The organism is Pseudomonas sp. MIL9 (assembly GCF_016887925.1).
GTDB lineage: Bacteria > Pseudomonadota > Gammaproteobacteria > Pseudomonadales > Pseudomonadaceae > Aquipseudomonas > Aquipseudomonas mohnii.
The window spans coordinates 373,953-392,987 of sequence record NZ_JAFEHE010000020.1; the positions used below are offsets into that span (position 1 = coordinate 373,953).

Annotated in this window: 18 protein-coding genes and 2 pseudogenes; 11 read left to right on the plus strand and 9 right to left on the minus strand. The window is 54.7% G+C overall.

What is annotated here, in order from left to right; translation table 11 throughout:
• Positions 1 to 340: 340 nt before the first annotated feature.
• Entirely contained in the window at positions 341 to 1,204 is an 864-nt protein-coding gene (locus tag JQF37_RS21365; protein WP_233098363.1) for a TetR/AcrR family transcriptional regulator, read from the minus strand.
• Between the two features lie 50 nt (positions 1,205 to 1,254).
• On the opposite strand from JQF37_RS21365, the gene JQF37_RS21370 reads away from it, so the two are divergent.
• Positions 1,255 to 1,662 (plus strand): carboxymuconolactone decarboxylase family protein, encoded by a 408-nt coding sequence (locus JQF37_RS21370; protein ID WP_010562376.1) that lies wholly within the window; start codon positions 1,255 to 1,257, stop codon positions 1,660 to 1,662.
• Positions 1,663 to 1,884: 222 nt separating this feature from the next.
• Here JQF37_RS21370 and JQF37_RS31460 read toward each other — a convergent pair.
• Together JQF37_RS31460 and JQF37_RS21375 are read right to left on the minus strand one after the other, a co-directional pair.
• Positions 1,885 to 2,040 (minus strand): annotated as a pseudogene (locus JQF37_RS31460) (IS5/IS1182 family transposase); the annotation flags it as partial.
• A 439-nt stretch (positions 2,041 to 2,479) separates the two neighbouring features.
• Complete coding sequence (locus JQF37_RS21375; protein WP_169878815.1) at positions 2,480 to 3,103, minus strand: glutathione S-transferase; 624 nt, start codon at positions 3,101 to 3,103, stop codon at positions 2,480 to 2,482.
• Between the two features lie 403 nt (positions 3,104 to 3,506).
• On the opposite strand from JQF37_RS21375, the gene JQF37_RS21380 reads away from it, so the two are divergent.
• The 9 genes from JQF37_RS21380 (at position 3,507) to JQF37_RS21420 (ending at position 12,154) form a co-directional block, all read left to right on the plus strand.
• Positions 3,507 to 4,100 carry a TetR/AcrR family transcriptional regulator gene (locus tag JQF37_RS21380; RefSeq protein WP_010562379.1) on the plus strand — a complete coding sequence of 198 codons (594 nt, stop codon included), beginning with the start codon at positions 3,507 to 3,509 and terminating at the stop codon, positions 4,098 to 4,100.
• Between the two features lie 119 nt (positions 4,101 to 4,219).
• The gene (locus JQF37_RS21385; protein ID WP_010562380.1) at positions 4,220 to 5,254 is read left to right on the plus strand and encodes an NADP-dependent oxidoreductase; all 1,035 of its coding nucleotides are present in this window, start codon (positions 4,220 to 4,222) and stop codon (positions 5,252 to 5,254) included.
• Positions 5,255 to 5,373: 119 nt separating this feature from the next.
• Positions 5,374 to 5,616, plus strand: coding sequence for a hypothetical protein (locus tag JQF37_RS31850; RefSeq protein ID WP_010562381.1), 243 nt, complete (start codon positions 5,374 to 5,376; stop codon positions 5,614 to 5,616).
• A 100-nt stretch (positions 5,617 to 5,716) separates the two neighbouring features.
• A complete protein-coding gene (locus tag JQF37_RS21395) occupies positions 5,717 to 6,178 on the plus strand; it encodes a (2Fe-2S)-binding protein (RefSeq protein WP_010562382.1) in 462 nt (153 codons plus the stop codon).
• Between the two features lies 1 nt (position 6,179).
• Entirely contained in the window at positions 6,180 to 8,372 is a 2,193-nt protein-coding gene (locus JQF37_RS21400; RefSeq protein WP_010562383.1) for a molybdopterin cofactor-binding domain-containing protein, read from the plus strand.
• A 10-nt stretch (positions 8,373 to 8,382) separates the two neighbouring features.
• Positions 8,383 to 9,603, plus strand: coding sequence for a cytochrome c (locus JQF37_RS21405; RefSeq protein ID WP_038443637.1), 1,221 nt, complete (start codon positions 8,383 to 8,385; stop codon positions 9,601 to 9,603).
• A gap of 13 nt (positions 9,604 to 9,616) precedes the next feature.
• Complete coding sequence (locus JQF37_RS21410) at positions 9,617 to 10,822, plus strand: XdhC/CoxI family protein (RefSeq protein ID WP_038443635.1); 1,206 nt, start codon at positions 9,617 to 9,619, stop codon at positions 10,820 to 10,822.
• 28 nt (positions 10,823 to 10,850) lie between these two features.
• On the plus strand, positions 10,851 to 11,189 hold the full coding sequence (locus JQF37_RS21415; protein ID WP_038443633.1) for a putative quinol monooxygenase: 339 nt from the start codon (positions 10,851 to 10,853) through the stop codon (positions 11,187 to 11,189).
• Positions 11,186 to 12,154, plus strand: a complete 969-nt coding sequence (locus JQF37_RS21420) for a radical SAM protein (RefSeq protein WP_045057437.1) — start codon at positions 11,186 to 11,188, stop codon at positions 12,152 to 12,154. Before JQF37_RS21415 ends, JQF37_RS21420 begins: the two co-directional genes overlap by 4 nt.
• Here the strand turns inward: JQF37_RS21420 and JQF37_RS21425 are convergent.
• On the minus strand, positions 12,132 to 12,731 hold the full coding sequence (locus tag JQF37_RS21425; protein WP_038443632.1) for a nucleotidyltransferase family protein: 600 nt from the start codon (positions 12,729 to 12,731) through the stop codon (positions 12,132 to 12,134). The genes JQF37_RS21420 and JQF37_RS21425 overlap by 23 nt on opposite strands.
• A gap of 112 nt (positions 12,732 to 12,843) precedes the next feature.
• Here JQF37_RS21425 and JQF37_RS31465 point away from each other — a divergent pair.
• Positions 12,844 to 13,001 (plus strand): annotated as a pseudogene (locus JQF37_RS31465) (IS5/IS1182 family transposase); the annotation flags it as partial.
• 142 nt (positions 13,002 to 13,143) lie between these two features.
• Here the strand turns inward: JQF37_RS31465 and JQF37_RS21430 are convergent.
• The 5 genes from JQF37_RS21430 to JQF37_RS21450 all read right to left on the minus strand — a co-directional run bounded on the left by JQF37_RS21430 (position 13,144) and on the right by JQF37_RS21450 (position 18,979).
• Positions 13,144 to 13,449 (minus strand): helix-turn-helix transcriptional regulator, encoded by a 306-nt coding sequence (locus JQF37_RS21430; RefSeq protein ID WP_010562390.1) that lies wholly within the window; start codon positions 13,447 to 13,449, stop codon positions 13,144 to 13,146.
• A gap of 138 nt (positions 13,450 to 13,587) precedes the next feature.
• Positions 13,588 to 14,571, minus strand: coding sequence for an LLM class oxidoreductase (locus JQF37_RS21435; RefSeq protein WP_010562391.1), 984 nt, complete (start codon positions 14,569 to 14,571; stop codon positions 13,588 to 13,590).
• Positions 14,572 to 14,637: 66 nt separating this feature from the next.
• Positions 14,638 to 15,762 (minus strand): alkene reductase, encoded by a 1,125-nt coding sequence (locus JQF37_RS21440; RefSeq protein ID WP_045057438.1) that lies wholly within the window; start codon positions 15,760 to 15,762, stop codon positions 14,638 to 14,640.
• Positions 15,763 to 15,825: 63 nt separating this feature from the next.
• Positions 15,826 to 17,325 (minus strand): aldehyde dehydrogenase family protein, encoded by a 1,500-nt coding sequence (locus JQF37_RS21445; protein WP_010562393.1) that lies wholly within the window; start codon positions 17,323 to 17,325, stop codon positions 15,826 to 15,828.
• A gap of 262 nt (positions 17,326 to 17,587) precedes the next feature.
• Positions 17,588 to 18,979, minus strand: coding sequence for an NAD-dependent succinate-semialdehyde dehydrogenase (locus JQF37_RS21450; RefSeq protein ID WP_073845424.1), 1,392 nt, complete (start codon positions 18,977 to 18,979; stop codon positions 17,588 to 17,590).
• Positions 18,980 to 19,035 lie beyond the last annotated feature (56 nt).

The following is a 19,035-nucleotide window of genomic DNA, read 5'->3' on the forward strand; positions in this document are numbered from 1 at the left end:
GTTGAGTCTGAATAATGCCCTTTAGTCTATTGCGGCGGCGCAATTTAAGACTGAGCGAATCAATCAGCCGATGAGGATTGCGGTGGAGGACGCTGGAGAGGATTTAATCGCGCATATCCGGATTGGTGAGTTCGGTATTAGCCCTTTAGATATGGCTCGATATATTCAGTCAGGCGGACCACTCTTCGCTATAAATAGTTCGAACGGGGAGGGGGGGCAGTTGCGATATATTCTTGGCGAATACAGTTGCTTCGCGACGGTACTGTTATAGGAGCCGTCGGAGTGATTGGCGGTGCGCGTGAGCGGGACGATTTAATCGTGTGAGCTGGCGTCGCAACTTTTAGTTAGCTCCGTCGCGCGTCAATGCCTGCATGGCAGCAGGTGCTCCATGCAGGAAGCGAATGATAGATATTTCGATAAAACGATCCAGATCTTCCGGAACTGTCATGTCATATACCCAGCGACGTTGGGCAAGATAAAATAATTCACCGTGTAATCCCCATGCAACTTCAAGCTCAGCCGACGATAAGGTCTCACCGGGTGGCTTTTCGCAGGAAAGCTCACGTAATTCCATCGCCACTGGTTCGATCACTTTGGTCTGGATTAGGGAAAGATAACGTTGACTGATGCCGACGCCCTTGAGTCCTGCAAAAATAAAAATCCTAACCCAGTCATATCGAAAGATCGCAGGCAAATATGCCTTGTAAAAGTCGATTAATCGCGCTTCCAAGGTCTTTCCAGGCTGCTTTAGCATTGCCTCCCATTCAGGTTGCCAGCGGCTAAGGTAGACCTCTTGGTACACTCTATCTATCAACGCCTCTTTCGTTGCGAAATAACGAAACAGGTTCTGGTGTGTGATTCCAAGGCGTTCGGCTAACTCGCGTAGGGTACCTTCGAATCCGACCTCGGCGAAAAAGCGTACCGCCTCTTCAATAATCTCCCTCTCACGCTCTTGGGGGGGCATGCGTTTGCGTTTGTTTGGCGTTGGCCTCGAGGAGTCGTCGATCGTCTCGGCGGGGGCACATTTGCGTTTCGATTGTGGTGATCTGATCATGCTTTCAGCATAACGATAGACAATCGCTTGGTAAACAAGGTGGGACGCTTTGCAGTGAAATGTCGCACCACGCTCGCTAATTACTGATTGGTAAATAACTATTGATCGGTTGATTTTTTGCCCTATAATTACCATCCGGTAATTATTCATGTTGCGGACAAACTGAAGCGCATTTCAAATCAATTAGGAGGATTTCTGTAATGGCTAAAGCCCCCGAAACTGTATCAGTCAACGATCAGCGTTTCCTTGCTGGCCAGGCGGCGTTTGAGGAGATCACTGGGCTGCGTTCTAGTGAATTCTTGGACGGGCTAAAGGACCTTGCTCCTGCTATAGGCCGATTTGTTATGGAGTGGGAATTTGCCGATGTCTATGGGCAGAGTTCGTTAGATCTGCGTACCAGAGAACTCATTATGGTAGCTGGATGTGTTGCGCTAGGAGCAACTGCTGCTCCCATTCTGAAACTGCGAATTGGCTCAGCCTTGCGTGCCGGTGTTTCGCGTCAGGAAATTATTGACACAATTATCCAAATAGGTATAGCTGCCGGAGTTCCTGCTGCACTAGCGGCGATTCAGTCTGCTGGAGAAGTATTTGCAGTGCTCGATGCTTAAAGTGTTATCTGTTGCTTTTTTAGTAGGGAGCTCGAGAATAAAACAAGGCTCTGCGATGTTTGGAAGGCCCGGCTAGGGGTGGTCTGAGGTAGTCATATTTTTTTGTAAAATTCGGCTGCCTTCAATTTTGAAAGTGCCGATTTGATCCAAAACGCTCAGATCACTCACTCATTCCTATCTTTATTAGCCGCCGTGAGAACCTCGCGGTGGCTATTCCCTATATTACAGGCACACCTCTCCTGTATCGCTCGCTAAATGTCGGAATGCCATCCACAGATTCGACATTGCAAATCGCGTCGCCAGATGTGCCGTGTCCTTTGCCAGGCTAGGGAAGCGTGTTTTCACAAAACTGAACTGGCTATTGATCATTGGAAAGGGTGTTAGAACTTATTCAAAATTACTTTACCGCTCGCTTCTGTAGGCTCGTTATATACGTCGCTCTGAATCGCATGCCTACCTGCAGTGGGTGTCGATGCGACTTCAATCGGGATACTACTGCCAAGCTTATCCACTGCCACTGGGACACAAAAACATAAATTTTTCTTGGGTCATTTTTCAATAAGCTCCAACATGTAAGCCTGTGCTTGCTATTGTGTAGCTGCGAAGCGACGCCCGGTCTGGCTCTGACGTAACAGCCGTATTCATCGTTAGCTGAGTAAATTTTTAAGCCTGGTTACTGACAAGCTTTTAAGCAGGTTGATCATCACTCCAGTGTTCCGTCACTTGAAGGATGTCAGCTTTGGTGGTCTTAGCTTCATGATGGTGAGAGCCATGGCAGTTTGAGAGTCTGCCACAGCTATTTGTTAAAAAGCTAAACTCACTTCGCGTCTATATCCAGCGCTAGCTTGTAACTTTTCTGGTTTTCAAGGTTTTTAATGTAGGTTTCAATATGTGGAAATTCGCTCTTGGATTTGAGCAGGTTGAGCGCGCCTTTCACCACAAATCCCAGCATGAAGTCTGCTCCTGTGAGTCTCTCCTCGATTAAAAACTTTTTGTTATTCAAGTGGTTGTTTAGATAGGAAAAAACTTTATTGAATTCAGCTTCGGCGTAGTTGTTAAGGAATTTTAGTTCGGTTCCAGATTGTGTTTCAAACTCATTAAATATTTTCAGTAAGAACGGAAGCATTGCCGAGCTTTCTGAGAAATGGATCCATTGTAAGTAGTCAAGGTATTCTGCAGAGCTTTCTGTTGGTGCTAAATGAGGTGCGAATTTTTTTATCAGGATTTCTGCGATCGCGCCTGACTCCGCAATTATTTTTCCATCAAGCTCGATAACTGGAGATTTGCCTAGGGGGTGAATGCCCCTCAGTGTCTCGGGGGCTAGATGTGTTTTTTTATCACGCTGATACCGAATAATTTCATATGGTTGGCCTATTTCTTCCAGCAGCCACAGAATACGAAACGACCTTGAGTCATTGAGGTGGTGAAGTTTTATCATCATTTTTACGCCTTCTGAGTGATCTCGGTAAGGGAAATGTGCATTGTCTGAGGCTATCGATAGTTAATTTGCGGACTCGCAACGAGTAGGCAAGAAATTGTATCTGTCAATATGCGACCAGTCTACTATTCTGGTGGGCTGAATGCTCCGATAGCACTTACGGTCCGCTCCGAGTCCTTTGAGATCTGCATCTCGATGCTTGTCTTCTAGCGAGAGAGGAGTGCGCCCACAGAAATCCAAGGAGCTTTGGGAGGCTTAGGATTGGTTCTTTGCGTGTACTGCGGCGCTATGAGGATGCCGAGCGTGGGTTGGTGTTTAGACCTGCGGCGGCCATCAACAATTGCTACAATCTCTGGAGCAAAAATCTCACATAGACGACTGGTCTATTTTATGGTAGCTTGCACTGATGAAACCACGTTACGATGATACGCGCCAACATTTGCTCGATACGGGTCACCGAATGATGGTGGTTAAGGGGTTCACGGGTGTTGGGCTTAACGAGATTCTGCAAGCCGCAAGTGTGCCAAAAGGTTCGTTCTATCATTACTTCAAATCCAAGGAGCAGTACGGGCAGTGCTTGCTCGAGGATTACTTTCGCAATTATCTGGCGAACATGGATGAACGATTTGCCGCTACCGGCAATACAGCCCGTGAGCGGCTTATGGGATATTGGCAGAAATGGCTTGAAAGCTATTGTAAGCCCTGCGATGAGCAAAAGTGTCTTGTAGTTAAACTGAGCGCTGAGGTTGCAGATCTTTCGGAGGTTATGCGCCTCACTCTCCGTGACGGAACAGATCAGATAATTGAACGTATTTCTGGCTGTCTTGAGCAGGGTCAACTAGACGGTTCTTTGCCGCAAGGTGATGCTTACCGAACGGCCTTGGCGCTATACCAGCTTTGGCTTGGTGCAAGCCTGCTGAGCAAGCTGCACCGTAACAGTCGGTCGCTAGAAAATGCCATGGCTACTACTCTGATGATGCTGGTCCCTGAGGAGGCGTGATTACGAGATCGCCCACCCTCCCGCCTCGGTAGGGTGGCTTTTTTATGTGAAAAATAGCAGACTGGTCTAATTTTTCCGTTGATGCGGTTGTTTTTCCCCGCCATCCAAGGAGTGTGAAGATGTCTCAATCAAAGCAAATCAATCGAAGCGTTGTTCTGGCATCGCGTCCACATGGTGCGCCTGTCGAAGCGAATTTTCTTATTGAACAAGGTCCAATTCCTGAACCCGCAGAGGGGCAGGTACTTCTGCGTACTATCTATCTATCGCTAGACCCTTACATGCGTGGTCGCATGAGTGATGCGCCGTCCTATGCCCCTCCTGTCGAAGTGGGCGGAGTAATGGTGGGGGGCACTGTATGTCGTGTGGTTGCCTCAAAGCATCATGCCTATAAAGTGAATGACTGGGTGCTGTCTTTTAGTGGTTGGCAGGACTATGCGCTGTCTGATGGCAGCGACCTGACCCCTTTGGGCGATTCGCCAGCGCAGCCGTCTTATGCATTGGGCATATTTGGAATGCCAGGCTTCACCGCATACATGGGCTTACTGGATATTGGTCGGCCGCAGGCGGGTGAAACGCTGGTGGTGGCGGCTGCTACCGGGCCGGTCGGTGCGACTGTCGGGCAAATCGGCAAGATCAAGGGCTGTCACGTGGTCGGTGTGGCCGGAGGGGCGGAAAAGTGCCGGCATGCTGTCGAGGTGCTAGGTTTCGACGCCTGCCTCGATCATCGAGCGCCGGACTTCGCCGAACAACTGGCCAAGGCCTGCCCGTCGGGTATCGACATTTACTTCGAGAATGTCGGTGGAAAAGTCTTCGATGCTGTGCTGCCGCTGCTCAATGCCAAGGCCCGAGTGCCGGTCTGCGGAATTATTGCGCACTACAACGATACCGCTTTACCCGACGGGCCAGATCGCTCGCCTGCCTTGATGGGGGCTATTCTGCGTAAGCGTATTAAAGTCCAAGGCTTCATTATTTTTGATGATTACGCGCACCGCTACGACGAATTCTTTAACGATATGTCAAGCTGGTTTGCGCAGGGCCGGATTAAGTATCGTGAAGAATTGGTGAGTGGTCTAGAGGAGGCGCCTAAGGCCTTTATCGGCCTGCTAGAGGGGCGTAATTTTGGCAAGCTAGTGGTTCGGGTAAGTGAAGACTGATTGCCTGTTGTTGGAATGACAGTGTTTTTTGCTCTGCCAGCTCAAGCTCCTTGCTGGTAGGGCTTTTTTATTTAAAAAGATCCAGGCCACTAAGTACAAGTAATGCCTGTGGGGGGATTATGCACGCACGCAGTAAGCGCTCGCATCAAATAAACGCCGCGTTCTGGCGTGTACTGGTTGGCTGCTTGGGGCTTTACCCAACGCTTTTGTTGGTGCTGAGTATATTAGCCCCGCTGACCCGTGATTTGAGTTTCCCAGTAATGGTATTGGTGGAGGTGCTGGTATTGGTACCAATCACCCAGCTTGTCTCCTTTCCGCTGGCCGGGTGGTTGGTTGCCCGTTTAAGGCGGATTAATTCGTGAACGTATGAGGCTGTTTTGGCCTGCTTCCCATACCGCACCCACATGATTAAAGCGATAACTAAGGTTGTCGGCATTAAAAATACTAGTCTGAGGAATGAAGATGCAAACGCTAATCATCAATGGACAGTCGCACCAAGTCGACGTGCCGCAGGATATGCCTCTGCTTTGGGTCTTACGCGATGTGCTTGGCCTCACCGGGACAAAATACGGCTGTGGTATTGCTCAGTGTGGCGTTTGCACCGTGCATCTTGATGGTCAGCCGATACGTTCGTGCGTGACCCCTGTTGCTGCTTTGACGGGCCGCTCAATCACCACCATTGAAGCCATCGGTGAGACTGCTGTCGGTCAAGCCGTTCAACAGGCTTGGCTGGCGCATGAGGTGGTGCAATGCGGTTACTGTCAGTCAGGGCAGATCATGGCGGCCACTGCTCTGCTGCAGAGCCAGCCCGCGCCAGACGATCAGGCGATTGATGCTGCAATGGCAGGCAATCTTTGTCGCTGCGCCACCTACACCCGTATTCGCACAGCCATCCACAGTGTTGGCCGTGTAGAGGAGGCGTGAGATGAAGAAGACAATCGAAATGAATGTTGATATGTCCCGTCGCCGTCTCTTGCAAGGCAGCGGTATCGCGGTCGGCGGCTTGGTGTTGAGTACCTGGCTACCGCCGTTGGTGTCCAAAAGCGCTGCCTCCGAGGCTGCTGCCTTAGGCCGGCTGGGTGATCGCTCCGCTGAGGGGTTCGGGGCCTTTGTGCGGGTGGGCCCAGATGGCGTGGTCACGGTGATCTCGCCGAAGATTGAAATGGGTCAGGGCGCGCAAACTGGTATTGCAATGATGGTGGCGGAGGAGCTTGAGGTCGATTTGGATAAGGTAGTAATCCAGGAGGCCCCACCGAACTCCGCACTGTATACCGATACCCTGCTTCAGTTTCAGGCCACTGGTGGCTCGACCTCTACCCGTTACACCTGGGAGCCGCTGCGTCGGGCGGGCGCTACAGCGCGCATTCTGTTGATTCAGGCGGCAGCGCTGCAATGGCGCGTCGCGCCGAGCCTGTGTCATGCGCAGAATGGCCAGGTGTTTGGCCCCAAAGGCCTGCAGGCTGACTACGGCGATTTGGTCGAGGCCGCTGCGACGCTGCCGTTGCCCGACGCGGTGCCGCTGAAAACCCCCGAGCAGTTCAAGCTGTTGGGCACTCCCGCGCAACGCCTGGACACGCCCGCGAAGGTCAACGGCAAGGCGCGCTTTACCATTGACCTGCAAATCCCTGGGATGCTGGTGGCCTCCAGCATCACCTGTCCGGTGTATGGCGGACGGCTGCGTTCGGTTGATGAAACTGAGGCGCGACGGGTGTTAGGGGTGCGCGACATCGTGCGTTTGGACAATGCCGTGGCCGTTACCGCAAGTAACTTTTGGGCCTGCCAGCAGGCCATCAAAGCGTTAAAGATCGAGTGGGAACTTGGGTCGAACGCTACTATCGGATCAAAGCAACTGGACCAGGAGCTGCTAGCCGCAAGTAGCCGTGATGGCGTGGTCGCTAAGCGCACAGGCGATATTGAGCAAGCCAAACAGGGGTCTTCCAGCCAGTTCGAGGCCGTTTACGAGCAAGCGCTGTTGTCGCATTCGCCGCTTGAGCCCATGAGCTGCGTGGCCCATGTGCGTAAAGATGCGTGCGAGCTATGGGTGGGCACCCAAGTGCCGGTCTTCGCCCAACAGACGGCCGCCCAAGTCACCGGGCTGCCCTTGGAAAAAATCCAGGTGCACAATCAATTGATCGGTGGGGCATTTGGCCGGCGTCTGGAGTTCGACTTCATCACCCAAGCAGTGGCCATCGCGCGTCAGGTCGATTACCCGATCAAGCTGGTCTGGAGCCGTGAGGAGGACATGACCCACGACCTCTATCGGCCGCTCTATGCCGATCGTATGCAAGCCGCCCTCGATAAGCAGGGGCGTCCGCTGGGCTGGGAACACCGTATCGCTGGTGCCTCGATTCTCGCCCGCTATGCCGGCAGCTTGCCTCCCAGCGGCGTGGATGCCGATGCCGTTGAAGTCGCGGTGGAACCCATCTACCGCCTGCCGCATTTGCAGGTTCGCTATATCCGCCAGGAGCCGAGTGTCGTGCCCGTGTCCTGGTGGCGAGGCGTCGGCCCTCTGCGGGGGACCTATGCCCTTGAGTGTTTTATTGATGAGCTGGCGCACAATGCCAAGGCCGACCCGGTGGTCTACCGTTTGGAGCTGTTGGCGGACCAGCCACGTGCCCAGGCGGTGCTGCGCTTACTTGCTGAGAAGAGTGACTGGTACCAGTCTTTACCTGCTGGGCAGGGTCGGGGTGTGGCAGTAAGTTCGGTGTTTGGCAGCTATGTAGCAACTCTCGTTGAGCTTGAGATGCAGGGTGAATTTGGCTTGCGCATTAAACGCTTGATCAGTGTTGTGGACTGCGGCTTCGCGACTAACCCGACGTCGGTCTTGGCGCAGGTTGAAGGTGGGACATTATTCGGTCTGTCTGCTTCGTTGTTCAACGAAATTCTTATCGAGAACGGTCAGGTTCAGCAGACCAACTTCCACAACTATCGGCAGCTGCGCATAAGTGAGGCGCCAGCAGTTGAGGTGCACCTGCTGCCTAGCCTGGAAGCACCGGGCGGAGTCGGGGAAGCCGGTACTGCGCTGATCGGTCCAGCTTTGGTTAACGCTCTCTACGCTGCTTCCGGTACGCGCATTCGTCGGTTACCACTTAGCCGTGCTGGCTACTATCCGGTTTGAGGAGTTACTCATGAATTTGATAACAAGTTGGCTATTGCTCGCTAGCGGATTCCTGGTGGCGCAGTTTGCGTATGCGCAGGAGGACTTACTTGCCAGGGGCGAGTATCTTGCGCGCGCTGCAAATTGCGTGGCTTGCCATACCGTGCCCGGTGGTAAACCCTTCACCGGTGGTGTCGAATTTAAGCTGCCATTCGGCTCGCTTTTTTCGCCCAATATCACTCCAGATAAGCAAACTGGCATCGGAGCCTGGACTGATGATGAGTTCGTTAGCGCGCTGCGAACCGGCGTGGGGCGCGATGGCAAACACTACTATCCAGCATTCCCTTATACGTCCTACAGCAAGATGTCGCGTGACGACATCCTGGCCATCAAAAGCTATCTCGATAGCCTGGAGCCAATCGAGCAGGTGGCTCAAGAGAACCAGCTGAACTTCCCGTTCAATCAGCGTTGGGGGATGTTTTTCTGGAATATGCTGTTCCTGGACGACAAGCAATTTGAAACCGAGGCCCAGCACTCTACCGAGTGGAATCGAGGCAAATACCTAGTGGAAGGTCCTGGCCACTGTGGTGAGTGCCATTCGCCTCGGAACCTGTTCCAAGCTGTCAGCAAAGACCGTTCGCTTGCCGGTAACCTGATACAGGGTTGGAACGCTTACAACATCAGCTCTGACCCGATACATGGCGTCGGTGCCTGGCCCACGGACGTGCTGGCGCGTTACTTGAAGGACGGCGCGGCGCCAGGATTCGGGTTGTCCACCGGGCCGATGGCGGAGGTGGTGGAGCACAGTCTGAGCCATCTGACCGACGCCGATCGTCACGCGATCGCCGTTTATCTCAAGGACTCACCGGCGCGCAGCGAAGGTGTGGCTCGTCCGCAGCAGGCTAAGCTTGCACCGCAGGGGGGCGACAATGCCCTTGGCAATAAACTGTTCGCCGAAGCCTGTTCTAGTTGTCACCGCTGGGACGGGACCGGAAACCAGAGTCAGACTGCCATGCTACGGGGTCTAAAGACGGTCAACGATCCTGCCGCCAGTAATTTGCTGGGCATCCTGCTAAATGGGCATGGTTCGACCGACACCCGGGTAGATCGACGCATGCCGTCGTTCGGGACCATTTACTCCGACCAGGAATTGGCTGCGCTGAGCAGCTTCGTACTGAAGCGCTTTGGCGAGACTGGTGCGCAGGTATCGGAGCAAGCTGTGGCTAAGCGCCGTACCGAGTCCCTTCATTGAGCCGAGGTGCCTCATGTCTTGTCTGATTCCACTGCTGGATGTACTCCTGGCGGAGCGCAATGCTGGCCGAGAAGCGGTGCTTGCGACCGTGGTAAAAGTCGACGGCTCTGCGTATCGGCGACCAGGAGCGCGGATGCTAGTCTCGCGCTTCGGCAGGCCCGAGGGGACCATCAGTGGTGGCTGCCTGGAGGCGGAAGTCGCCAGAAAAGCCTGGTGGTTAACTGAAGCTGGGCCTGCACTGCGTAGCTACAGCACCTCCGAGGCGGATGAGGGCAGTGAGGAAGCGCTTAGTTTCGGGCTGGGCTGCAACGGTAAGGTTCACGTATTGTTCGAGCGGCTGCCTGCCAGTGGTCCTTGCGCGTTGATTACTGCGTTGCTTGGCGTTCGCGACACCCAGCAACCGGCGGCCATCGCCACGGTGATCGCCAGCTCGGCTGATGGTTCACACCGGTTAGGTGATCGCCTGTTATTAGTGTCAGGACAAAGCGCCGAGGGCGAGTTGCTGCAGTCGGCGCTGGCTGAGCAGATCAGGATTGATCTCCAACAGACCTTGGTGCGTGGAAAGTCATCCCGATATCTTTACCCGAATGGCACCGGCAAGATTGAAGTGCTTATGGAGTACCTGCCGCCCGTGCGGCGTTTGGTAGTGTTTGGTGCGGGCCATGATGCCCAGCCGCTGGTGCGCATGGCCAAGCTCTTGGGCTGGCATGTGACAATCATCGATGGGCGGTCACACTTTGCCCGAGCAGAGCGTTTTCCCGACGCTGACCAGGTGCTGGTTGGCGATGTTGAGCAACCTTTCGCCTACCGTGAACTTGTACGCGGCGCAGCGGTGGCGGTGATGACTCACAGCTTGGTGCAAGACGCGCACTGGCTGCAGGGAGTGTTGCACAGTGAGCCCTGTTATGTAGGGCAGTTGGGCCCGCGTGAGCGCACCGAGCGCCTGCTGGCCGGTATCCACGAGCAGCAGGGCGAGTTGCCAGGGCTGGCGTGTTTGCATTATCCGATTGGCCTGGACCTGGGCGGCGACACTCCGGAAAGCGTGGCTATGGCGATGCTGGCGGAAATTCAGGCGGTGCTCAATGGTCGCAATGGTGGCAGCCTGCGTTTCAGGTCCGCGAGTATCCATGATAGCGACCCAGTGCTGATCGCTAGCGAGACCGAAACCGAAATCGCTTTTGCTGCAGAGGCTTATCGGCGGTTCGCCGTGCAGCCTTGACGACTGATCAACCGAGGAACCTATCAGCGTGAATCAAACCATACGCGTTGTAGCGATACTGACCGCCAAAGGCGGCAAAGAGCAGCAGGTCGAGCAGATTCTGCGAGCTTGCGTGCAGCCCTCGCGGGCCGAAGACGGTTGCCTGTCTTACGTCCTGAGTCGGTGCATTGAACAGGTCGGACGGTTTGTCTTCGTCGAGCGCTGGGCAAGCCATGAGGCGATAGCGCTTCATCGGCAGATGCCCCATTACACGACCATGGCCAATGCCCTTGGCGAGCTGCTGAGCGATCGTCAGGTTTATGTGCTGGAGGCGTTGGCTGAGGATGGCGAGTCAGCCACTGGCTTCGACACGGACATGGCAGGGTGATCGTCGATCGACAGGGTCGGCGTTTCCGCAAACTTCGCCTGAGCCTCACGGCTGCCTGCAATTACGCCTGCACCTACTGTGTGGCCGATGGCCGCCGCTTGGTGGCCGCGCGTGATGAGCTGGCGGCCGCGTCGATGCTGCGCGCCGTCGAACTGCTCAGGGATGTCGCCGGTATCGACGCGCTGCGCATTACCGGCGGTGAGCCGCTGCTGAGTGATCGGCTGGAGCCTTTTCTGCAGGGCATCGGTGCGCTAGCGTTGCAGGACATCAGCCTGACCACTAATGGACAATTGCTGGCCGGCAAGTTGCCGTTATTGCGCAGCGCGGGCATCCAGCGGGTCAATGTGTCCCTCGACACACTTGACCCGCGCGCCTTCCGCAAGATCGCAAAGGGCGGCGATCTGCAGACTGTGCTTAACGGCATTGAGCTGGCGCGTCGATCTGGTATGAGCATCAAAATCAATATGGTGCCGATGCGTGGCAGCAACCTCGACCAGGTCATGCCCATGTTGGCGTTCTGCCTGGAGCAGGGCTACGAATTGCGCTTTATCGAGCTGATGCGCATGGGCCATCTGGCCCAGCATGCAGAGGCTTTTCGTACCCAGTTCGTCGGCCAGCGCGAGCTGCTGGAGCTTATCGGCGAGTGTTATGTCTTCACACAAACCGAGGCAGCGCTAGATGCCACTGCGCTGCGTTATAGCGTGGGCGAGCGCGGGGCGTTCGGTATTATTGCCAACGAAAGCGCGCCCTTTTGCCGGAGCTGCAGTCGTCTGCGGTTGTCGTCTACGGGCTGGTTATACGGATGCCTATCATCCAATCGCGGACATTTTATGGGCGCGCTGTTGGATCTGCCGACTGAGCAGGCGCAGCCGCAACTGAAAGGGTTGCTCAGTCGTGCGCTGCAGGACAAACAAGACGCCACTTTTACCGGCAGTGCCCTGATTATGAAATCGGTGGGTGGCTAAGGTCGGCCGGCTTGTCGACGTCCAGCAGGATGCCCCTATCAGCAAGCGTCACTTCTATCACCTGTTGCGCATGGGTGGCGATTAAAGCCTTGGCCCCATTCTCCCCTTGCAGTTGCATCAGCTCCGGCCAAAAGCGCCGGCCGAACAGCACGGGGTGTCCGCGCTGGCCATCGCAGTAAGCGACAACAATATGTTCAGCGTGCGCATGCGCGCGCAACTGCAACAGCGTTGCGAGAGTAATCCACGGCATATCCCCGAGCAGCACCGCCACCGCAGTGGCCTGCGTATTTGCCAGGCTCTGGATGCCGGCGGCCAGGCTTGAGCCCATGCCCTGTTTGGCGTGGGCCGCACGTACCAGATGAATGCCATGCGGAATAGCCAAGGCCTCTGCATCATCCTCAGCCTTTAATACGACTCGAACATCGCTGAAGGCTTCTTTCGCGCGCAACAACGTCGCGCGCAAAAGGCTGTTGCCGTCTGCCAGCTGGGCAAGGCGTTTGTCGCTGCCGAAGCGTTGCCCGGAGCCGGCGGCGAGAACTAGGCCGACATACTCAGGCTTGCGGTGCGGTTCTGTCATGTTGAAAAAATCCTATGCTGCCCCCTGAAGAAGAAGGTCGGCCGTAAAAGACCACTAGGAGGCTTCGCGCTTCTCTCTGGAATGTGCAGTATTTTGCGTATACCGCTCCGGTTTCAGAGTGATTAAGTGACAGTTTGGCGAAACCAAAGTGCGTTTCCACTGGGTAGTGAAGAACGCCGCGCCACAGGTCAAGTTGTTCGATCTGTCGAACCTGCACATGTCCTGGCTGGCCGGTATTTGCTGATCACCCCAGGCGAGATGGGGGCGTAATGCAGAGTATGCCCGCTACCAAATGCTCGCTGCGGCTAAAAACTCATAAATGAACGGGTTAGTTGATCGTTACTTGGTCAGATTGCTGTTTTTGAAATCGGCAAGCACTGAAATCAGCCAGAAATACAAGGTTTCTTCAGCCTTAGATTTTTTCTTGCAGCGCTTTGAAAAAGGCATCGATATTTTCGTCGTGGCGTTTGTAGTAGGTCCAGGGGCCGATCCGCTGCGATGTCACCAATTGCGCGCGCTGCAGAGCTGCGAGATAAAGCGATGTGGTGGACTGCGAGAGGCCCGTGCGCTCTTGGATGATACTGACGCACACGCCTACCGTTTCTGGGTCGACCTCCTGCTCTGGAAAGATTGTCCTGGGATCCTTGAGCCAATTGAGGATGGCAAGGCGCATCGGGTTTGCCAATGCTTTCAGTGCTTCGTTGACGTCAATGGTCATGGAATGTTGATACCTGTTTTTTGCGATATTTAGATATCTTCCGGGTTTGCGCAGAAAAATGGAAGGTATTGACGTGACCTCTGCGCCCGCCGTCTGTTGCAAGGACTGGCCGCTCCTGGCTGAAGTATTGTTGCTCTGTCAGGCAGCACTATCAGAAGCCTGGACGCCGAATTGCGGGACGATATGCTTGCCAAGTTCCTCGATAACCTCTGCTGCGGGGCGTTTACCATACTTGAGGTTCAGGATGACGTGATCTACACCGATTTCCTGAAGTGTATCCAGCAAGGCCCGAAGGTGGTTACGTCCTAGTCGAAATCCTAGATGGATATGCGAGGGCGGCGTGGACGGGTGTTCGTCCAGGTCGATATAAAGCGATTGCAAGAACGGCTTGTAGATAGTGCCACACTGTTTAACTATTTCCTGTCGCCAATCCTCCACGATCAGTCGCTGTATTTTTGGCGGACGTGGATAGTTGATCCATCCATGGCTTTCACGTGCGATCCAATCGAGCGGCTGGCGGCTGTGTCCGGTTACGAATAGCGGTATTTCCCGAGTCGTAGGTTTGGGAACGAGGTCGGCCCCCACTAACTCGCCGCCACTCCAGCGAATGGGCTCGAAGTGTGTTCGATGGGCTTGGCGTATCACATTGAAGTTTTCTTGAAAGGTCTCGCCACGCTTTTCTGGATCAATGCTGAATGCGGGAAACTCCACGGGACGATCGCCAGAGGCTACTCCCAGGAGCAAGCGACCTCCGCTCAACTGATCAATGCTCGCTGCGGCCTTTGCCGTGTGCAAGGGATTACGCAAAGTAAGGGCGATGGAGGCGGTACCTAGTGCGATTTCTGTTGTATGGGCTGCCATGTAGCCCAGATACACCCAAGGGTCGAAAACCTGGCCGACATCGCCGAAGCTTGGGTCCCTGAGTGGGACGTCGCGAAACCAGAGCGCCGAAAAACCAAGTGCCTCTGCACGTTTGGCCAGCGCGACCTGATCTAGCATGCTCGGTGTATCACCTTCGAAAGCCTCTAGGGGAAAGAACAGCCCAAGGCTTAGATGACCCTGCCTGAAGGTTCGTTTGAATCCCCTATGCTCTTGGTAGGGGATCGTGCTCGGTTGGTACATGCTTAACTTCCTCGGTCAGCAAACGCTGAGCCACGCCCCTGAGTTATGGGGCGTGGCATTGAGCGTTTAGGATTTGTAAGTCGGGTAGTCGGTGTAGCCCTTATCGGTACCGCCGTACATGCTGCTTGGATCAACTGGGTGAAGCGGCCAGTTGTTGGCGATACGAGCGGGCAGGTCGGGGTTCGCAATGAAGGGGCGACCAAAAGCGATCAGGTCGCCCCAGCCAGCTTTTATCACGCGATTTCCTCGTTCAGCGGTGTACTTGCCGGCATAGAGAATCTTGCCGCTGAAGGTCTTACGAACATCTTCCCGGAACGTCTCAGGCAGCTCGGGTGCGTTTTCCCAATCGGCTTCGGCGAGCGACAGGTAGGCAATGCCCACTTCCTCGAGGATCTTCACTGCCTCGATGTAGGTTTGGTGAGGATCTTCTTCGACCAGGCCAAGGTATACGCGGTCTTCGTCTGTGGTCGCGAACAGCGGGGCGAAGCGAACTCCCATGCGCTCCTTGCCGACGACACCAGCAACGGCCAGGGTGATTTCGCGCAGGAAGCGAAGACGGTTCTGCAGCGAACCGCCATATTCATCATCACGCTGGTTGGTATGGGCCGAAATGAACTGGTTTACCAGGTACCCGTTCGCGCAGTGAAGCTCCACCCCGTCAAAACCTGCGTCCAAAGCATTTCGGGCTGCTTGGGCGTAGAGCTCAACCAGTTCCTTTACCTCCTTGGTGGACAGGGCTCGGGGGGTCGATGGGTCGGCCAGTGCACCCGTGCCGGGGCCAGTTTCGATGAACACCTTGACGTTGTCCGCGCGGATGGCTGATGGCGCGACGGGCGCTTCACCACCGGGTTGCAGCGATGTGTGCGACACGCGGCCTACATGCCAAAGTTGAGCAAAGATCACCCCCCCTTCGGCGTGAACAGCGTCGGTGACCTTACGCCAGCCTTGTATCTGTTCTGGGCTATGAATGCCGGGTGTCCAGGCATAACCCTGTCCTCGGGGTTCGATCTGTGTGCCCTCGGTCACCATGAAGCCAGCACCGCTGCGCTGACGGTAATATGTGGCCATTAGGTCGTTCGCAATATTGCCGGGTTGGGAGCTGCGCGAACGCGTCAGTGGCGGCAGAACGATACGGTTCTTGAGGGTGTATGGGCCCAGCTGAGTGGTTTTAAAAAGTTCTGATTGTGTCATTTCGTTTACCTGCATATCTAAAATATTCGATGTTATAGGTCAAAAAAACATGGATCAGCGAGGTCAGAAGAGCCCGAGCGGTGCTTCGTTGAGGCTGACGTAGATGTTCTTCTTCTGGCTGTAGGCTTCCAGCATTGACTTGTGAGTTTCCCGTCCTAGGCCAGATTTCTTATAGCCACCAAAGGGGGCGTGGGCAGGGATCTCATGGTAGGTATTTACCCACATACGTCCGGTTTCCACCGCGCGTGCCACACGTAACGCCCGGTTGATGTCTTGGGTCCAGACTGCGCCCGCTAGGCCGTACTCGGAGTCGTTGGCCATGGCGATGACCTCCGCTTCATCCTTGAAAGGAATGACGCACAGAACAGGGCCGAAAATTTCCTCGTAGGCGACGCGCATATCGTTGCGAACACCGACCAGAATCGTTGGCTGGATGAAGAAGCCGGCATCGTAATCGGCACCTGTAAGGCGACCGCCGCCGATCAGTACCTCGGCACCTTCCTGTTTGGCGATATCAACGTAGCCGAGGATCCGTTCCATCTGGGTCTTGCTGACCTGTGCGCCCATCATGGTGTCTGGGTTCAATGGGTCACCCACACGCACAGCTTCGAACTTATGCTTGAGCTCAGCCAGGAATTGCTCGTAGATGGACTCGTGAACGAACAGCCGTGCGCCGGATTCGCAGACTTGGCCTTGGTTCCACAGGATGGCGAGGACTGCGCCTTCCACGGCCTTGTCCCAGTTCGCATCGGGGAAAACGATGTTGGCTGACTTGCCGCCCAGTTCAAGGGTGGCAGGAATGATTTTCTTCGCTGCCGCATTGGCGACGAGTTCGCCGACACGCGTCGAGCCAGTGAAGGCAAGCTTGCGCAGGTCTGGATGATCCAGTAGGGCCTGGCCAACTGAGGTGCCTAAGCCTGTGACGATGTTGACCACGCCGGCCGGAAGTACCTTGGCGAAGATCTTCGCCAGTTCAAGGATGGTTACCGGGGTTAGCTCAGAAGGTTTGATGACTACGGTGTTACCCGCCGCGATGGCTGGAGCGATCTTCCAGGCGGCCATAAGAAGCGGGAAGTTCCACGGAATCACTTGGCCCACGACGCCGAGGGGTTCACTGAGAGCGATGCTGAGTGTTTGCTCATCCAGCATGACCGCCTCATCCGATTGGCTGCGGATTGCGCCGGCGAAGTAGCGGAAATGATCAATCGCCAGTGGGATGTCGACGGAGCGACTTTCACGAATGGGTTTGCCTACATCAAGGGTTTCCAGAACGGCGAACCGATCGGCATCGGCTTCCAGCAGGTCGGCGATCTTCAACAACGCATTGGCGCGTTCCGCTGGCGAGGTGGTACGCCAGGTCACGAAGGCGCGTTTTGCGGCCTGCACCGCGCGGTCGACGTCGGCAGCTGTGGCGTTTGGGATGTTGGTGAGAATTTTTCCGTTGGCGGGGTTGATAATGTCGAGGGTTTCACCATTTTCGGCCGCCACCCACTGGTTGTCGATAAACAGGCCGTAGCTGTTGTCGGGAAGGTAGCTCGGATGGGTATCACTGGAATTTTGCATGGGTTACCTCCTGAGGTAAGTGCGATGGGTTTGGTTGAGATTATTTGAGATATTGATATATGTCAATATGTAGTTGTGTATTCGCGCAGGCATTCCTATCGCCGCACTTTTTCAGCCTGCTTCTGGATCGGCGGGGAGCGCGCTGTGCTGCGCGCCAGGCTTGGCAACGTAGTCCAGCCCCCCCCCGATCTCTTCATCAAAGAGGGGGGGGGCTGCTGCATAAAAGCACTGAGGCCTGTTTGCATTGAGGTGAAGATGTAAGTCAGAACGGCGCGTCGATATCCATGACGTTAATCAGCTTGTGGTTGACGAATTCCTTGATTCCCAAACCAATCAGCTCGCGACCGTAACCAGATCTTTTGATTCCGCCGAAAGGTAGGTCGGCTTTCGATGACGTTGGGTGATTGACGAACACCATGCCTGTCTCGATGCGCTTAGCAACCTCAACACCATGCTGGGCGTCTGCGGTGAATACCGAACCACCGAGCCCGAACGGAGAGTCGTTGGCGATAACTATCGCGTCTTCTTCGTCTTTAGCTCGTAAGATCATCGAGACTGGACCGAAGAACTCCCAGTAGTAGGCAGGGTTATCAGGCGTCAGGTTGGTCAGAATGGTCGGTTGAACAAATGCACCCTTGCTTGGTACCTTGGGCCCAACCTCGGTGGCCGTAGCACCGTAGTTGACTGCTTCACGAATCTTCGCGCGGATTTCGTCGGCGGCAGTTTGAGATGACAGGGGGGCTAGATTTGTTTCCGGATCGAACGGGTCGCCGGCCTTCAGTTGTGCTACACCTTCGGCATAAAGGCGCAGGAACTCATCGTAGACTTCTTCCACTACAATCATGCGTTTGGATGATATGCACACCTGTCCAGCATTCCAGTGACGGCCTACAACAGCCCACTTCACGGTCTTTTTCAGTTCAGCGTCGCGCAGAACTATGAAGGCATCTGCCCCCCCCAGTTCCAATGTAGATTTCTTCAGTGCCTTGCCAGCCTGGGAGGCGATGATGGCACCTGCGCCTTCGGAACCGGTCAGTGCCACCCCGTGTACTCGAGAGTCGTTGAGGATTGTCTCGATTTGCTGGCGATTTGCGTACATGTTGCTGAATGCGCCAGCAGGTAGACCAGCATCAAGCAGTAGTTGTTCGAAAGCTTCGGCACATTGCGGTACGTTTGAAGCATGTTTGAGCAGCACGGTATTACCCGCTGCCAACTGTGGTGCGAGAATGCGAGCAATTTGATAGTAAGGAAAGTTCCATGGTTCAATGGCCAGGATAGTGCCCAACGGCTCATGGACCAAGATTGCTTCACCCTCGGCTGGGTCGGCTACCGGCAGCTTCTGCGGAGTTAACAAAGCTTCTGCATGTTTAACGTAATACTCAAAGATACTTGCTGAGATTTCTACTTCACCTAATGCTTCGGCAGTGATCTTGCCCATTTCCAGTGTTAGCAACCGGGCATAGTCGTTTGCTCGCGCGCGCAGCAGGTCGGCAGCTCGCTGAAGGACGGCCCCACGCTCTGCGATTGAGCAATTCTTCCAGACAAGAAATGCGTTGTGAGACGCCTCAAGAGCCTGTTCAATCTGAATATCTGTTGCATCTGGAAAACTTTTTAGAACTTCACCTGTATAGGGATTAACGGATGCGTATGCCATGCTGTTTCTCCAGTAATTTTAAGTAAATTTGATTTGTTAATGAGGCTGGTAAGTAG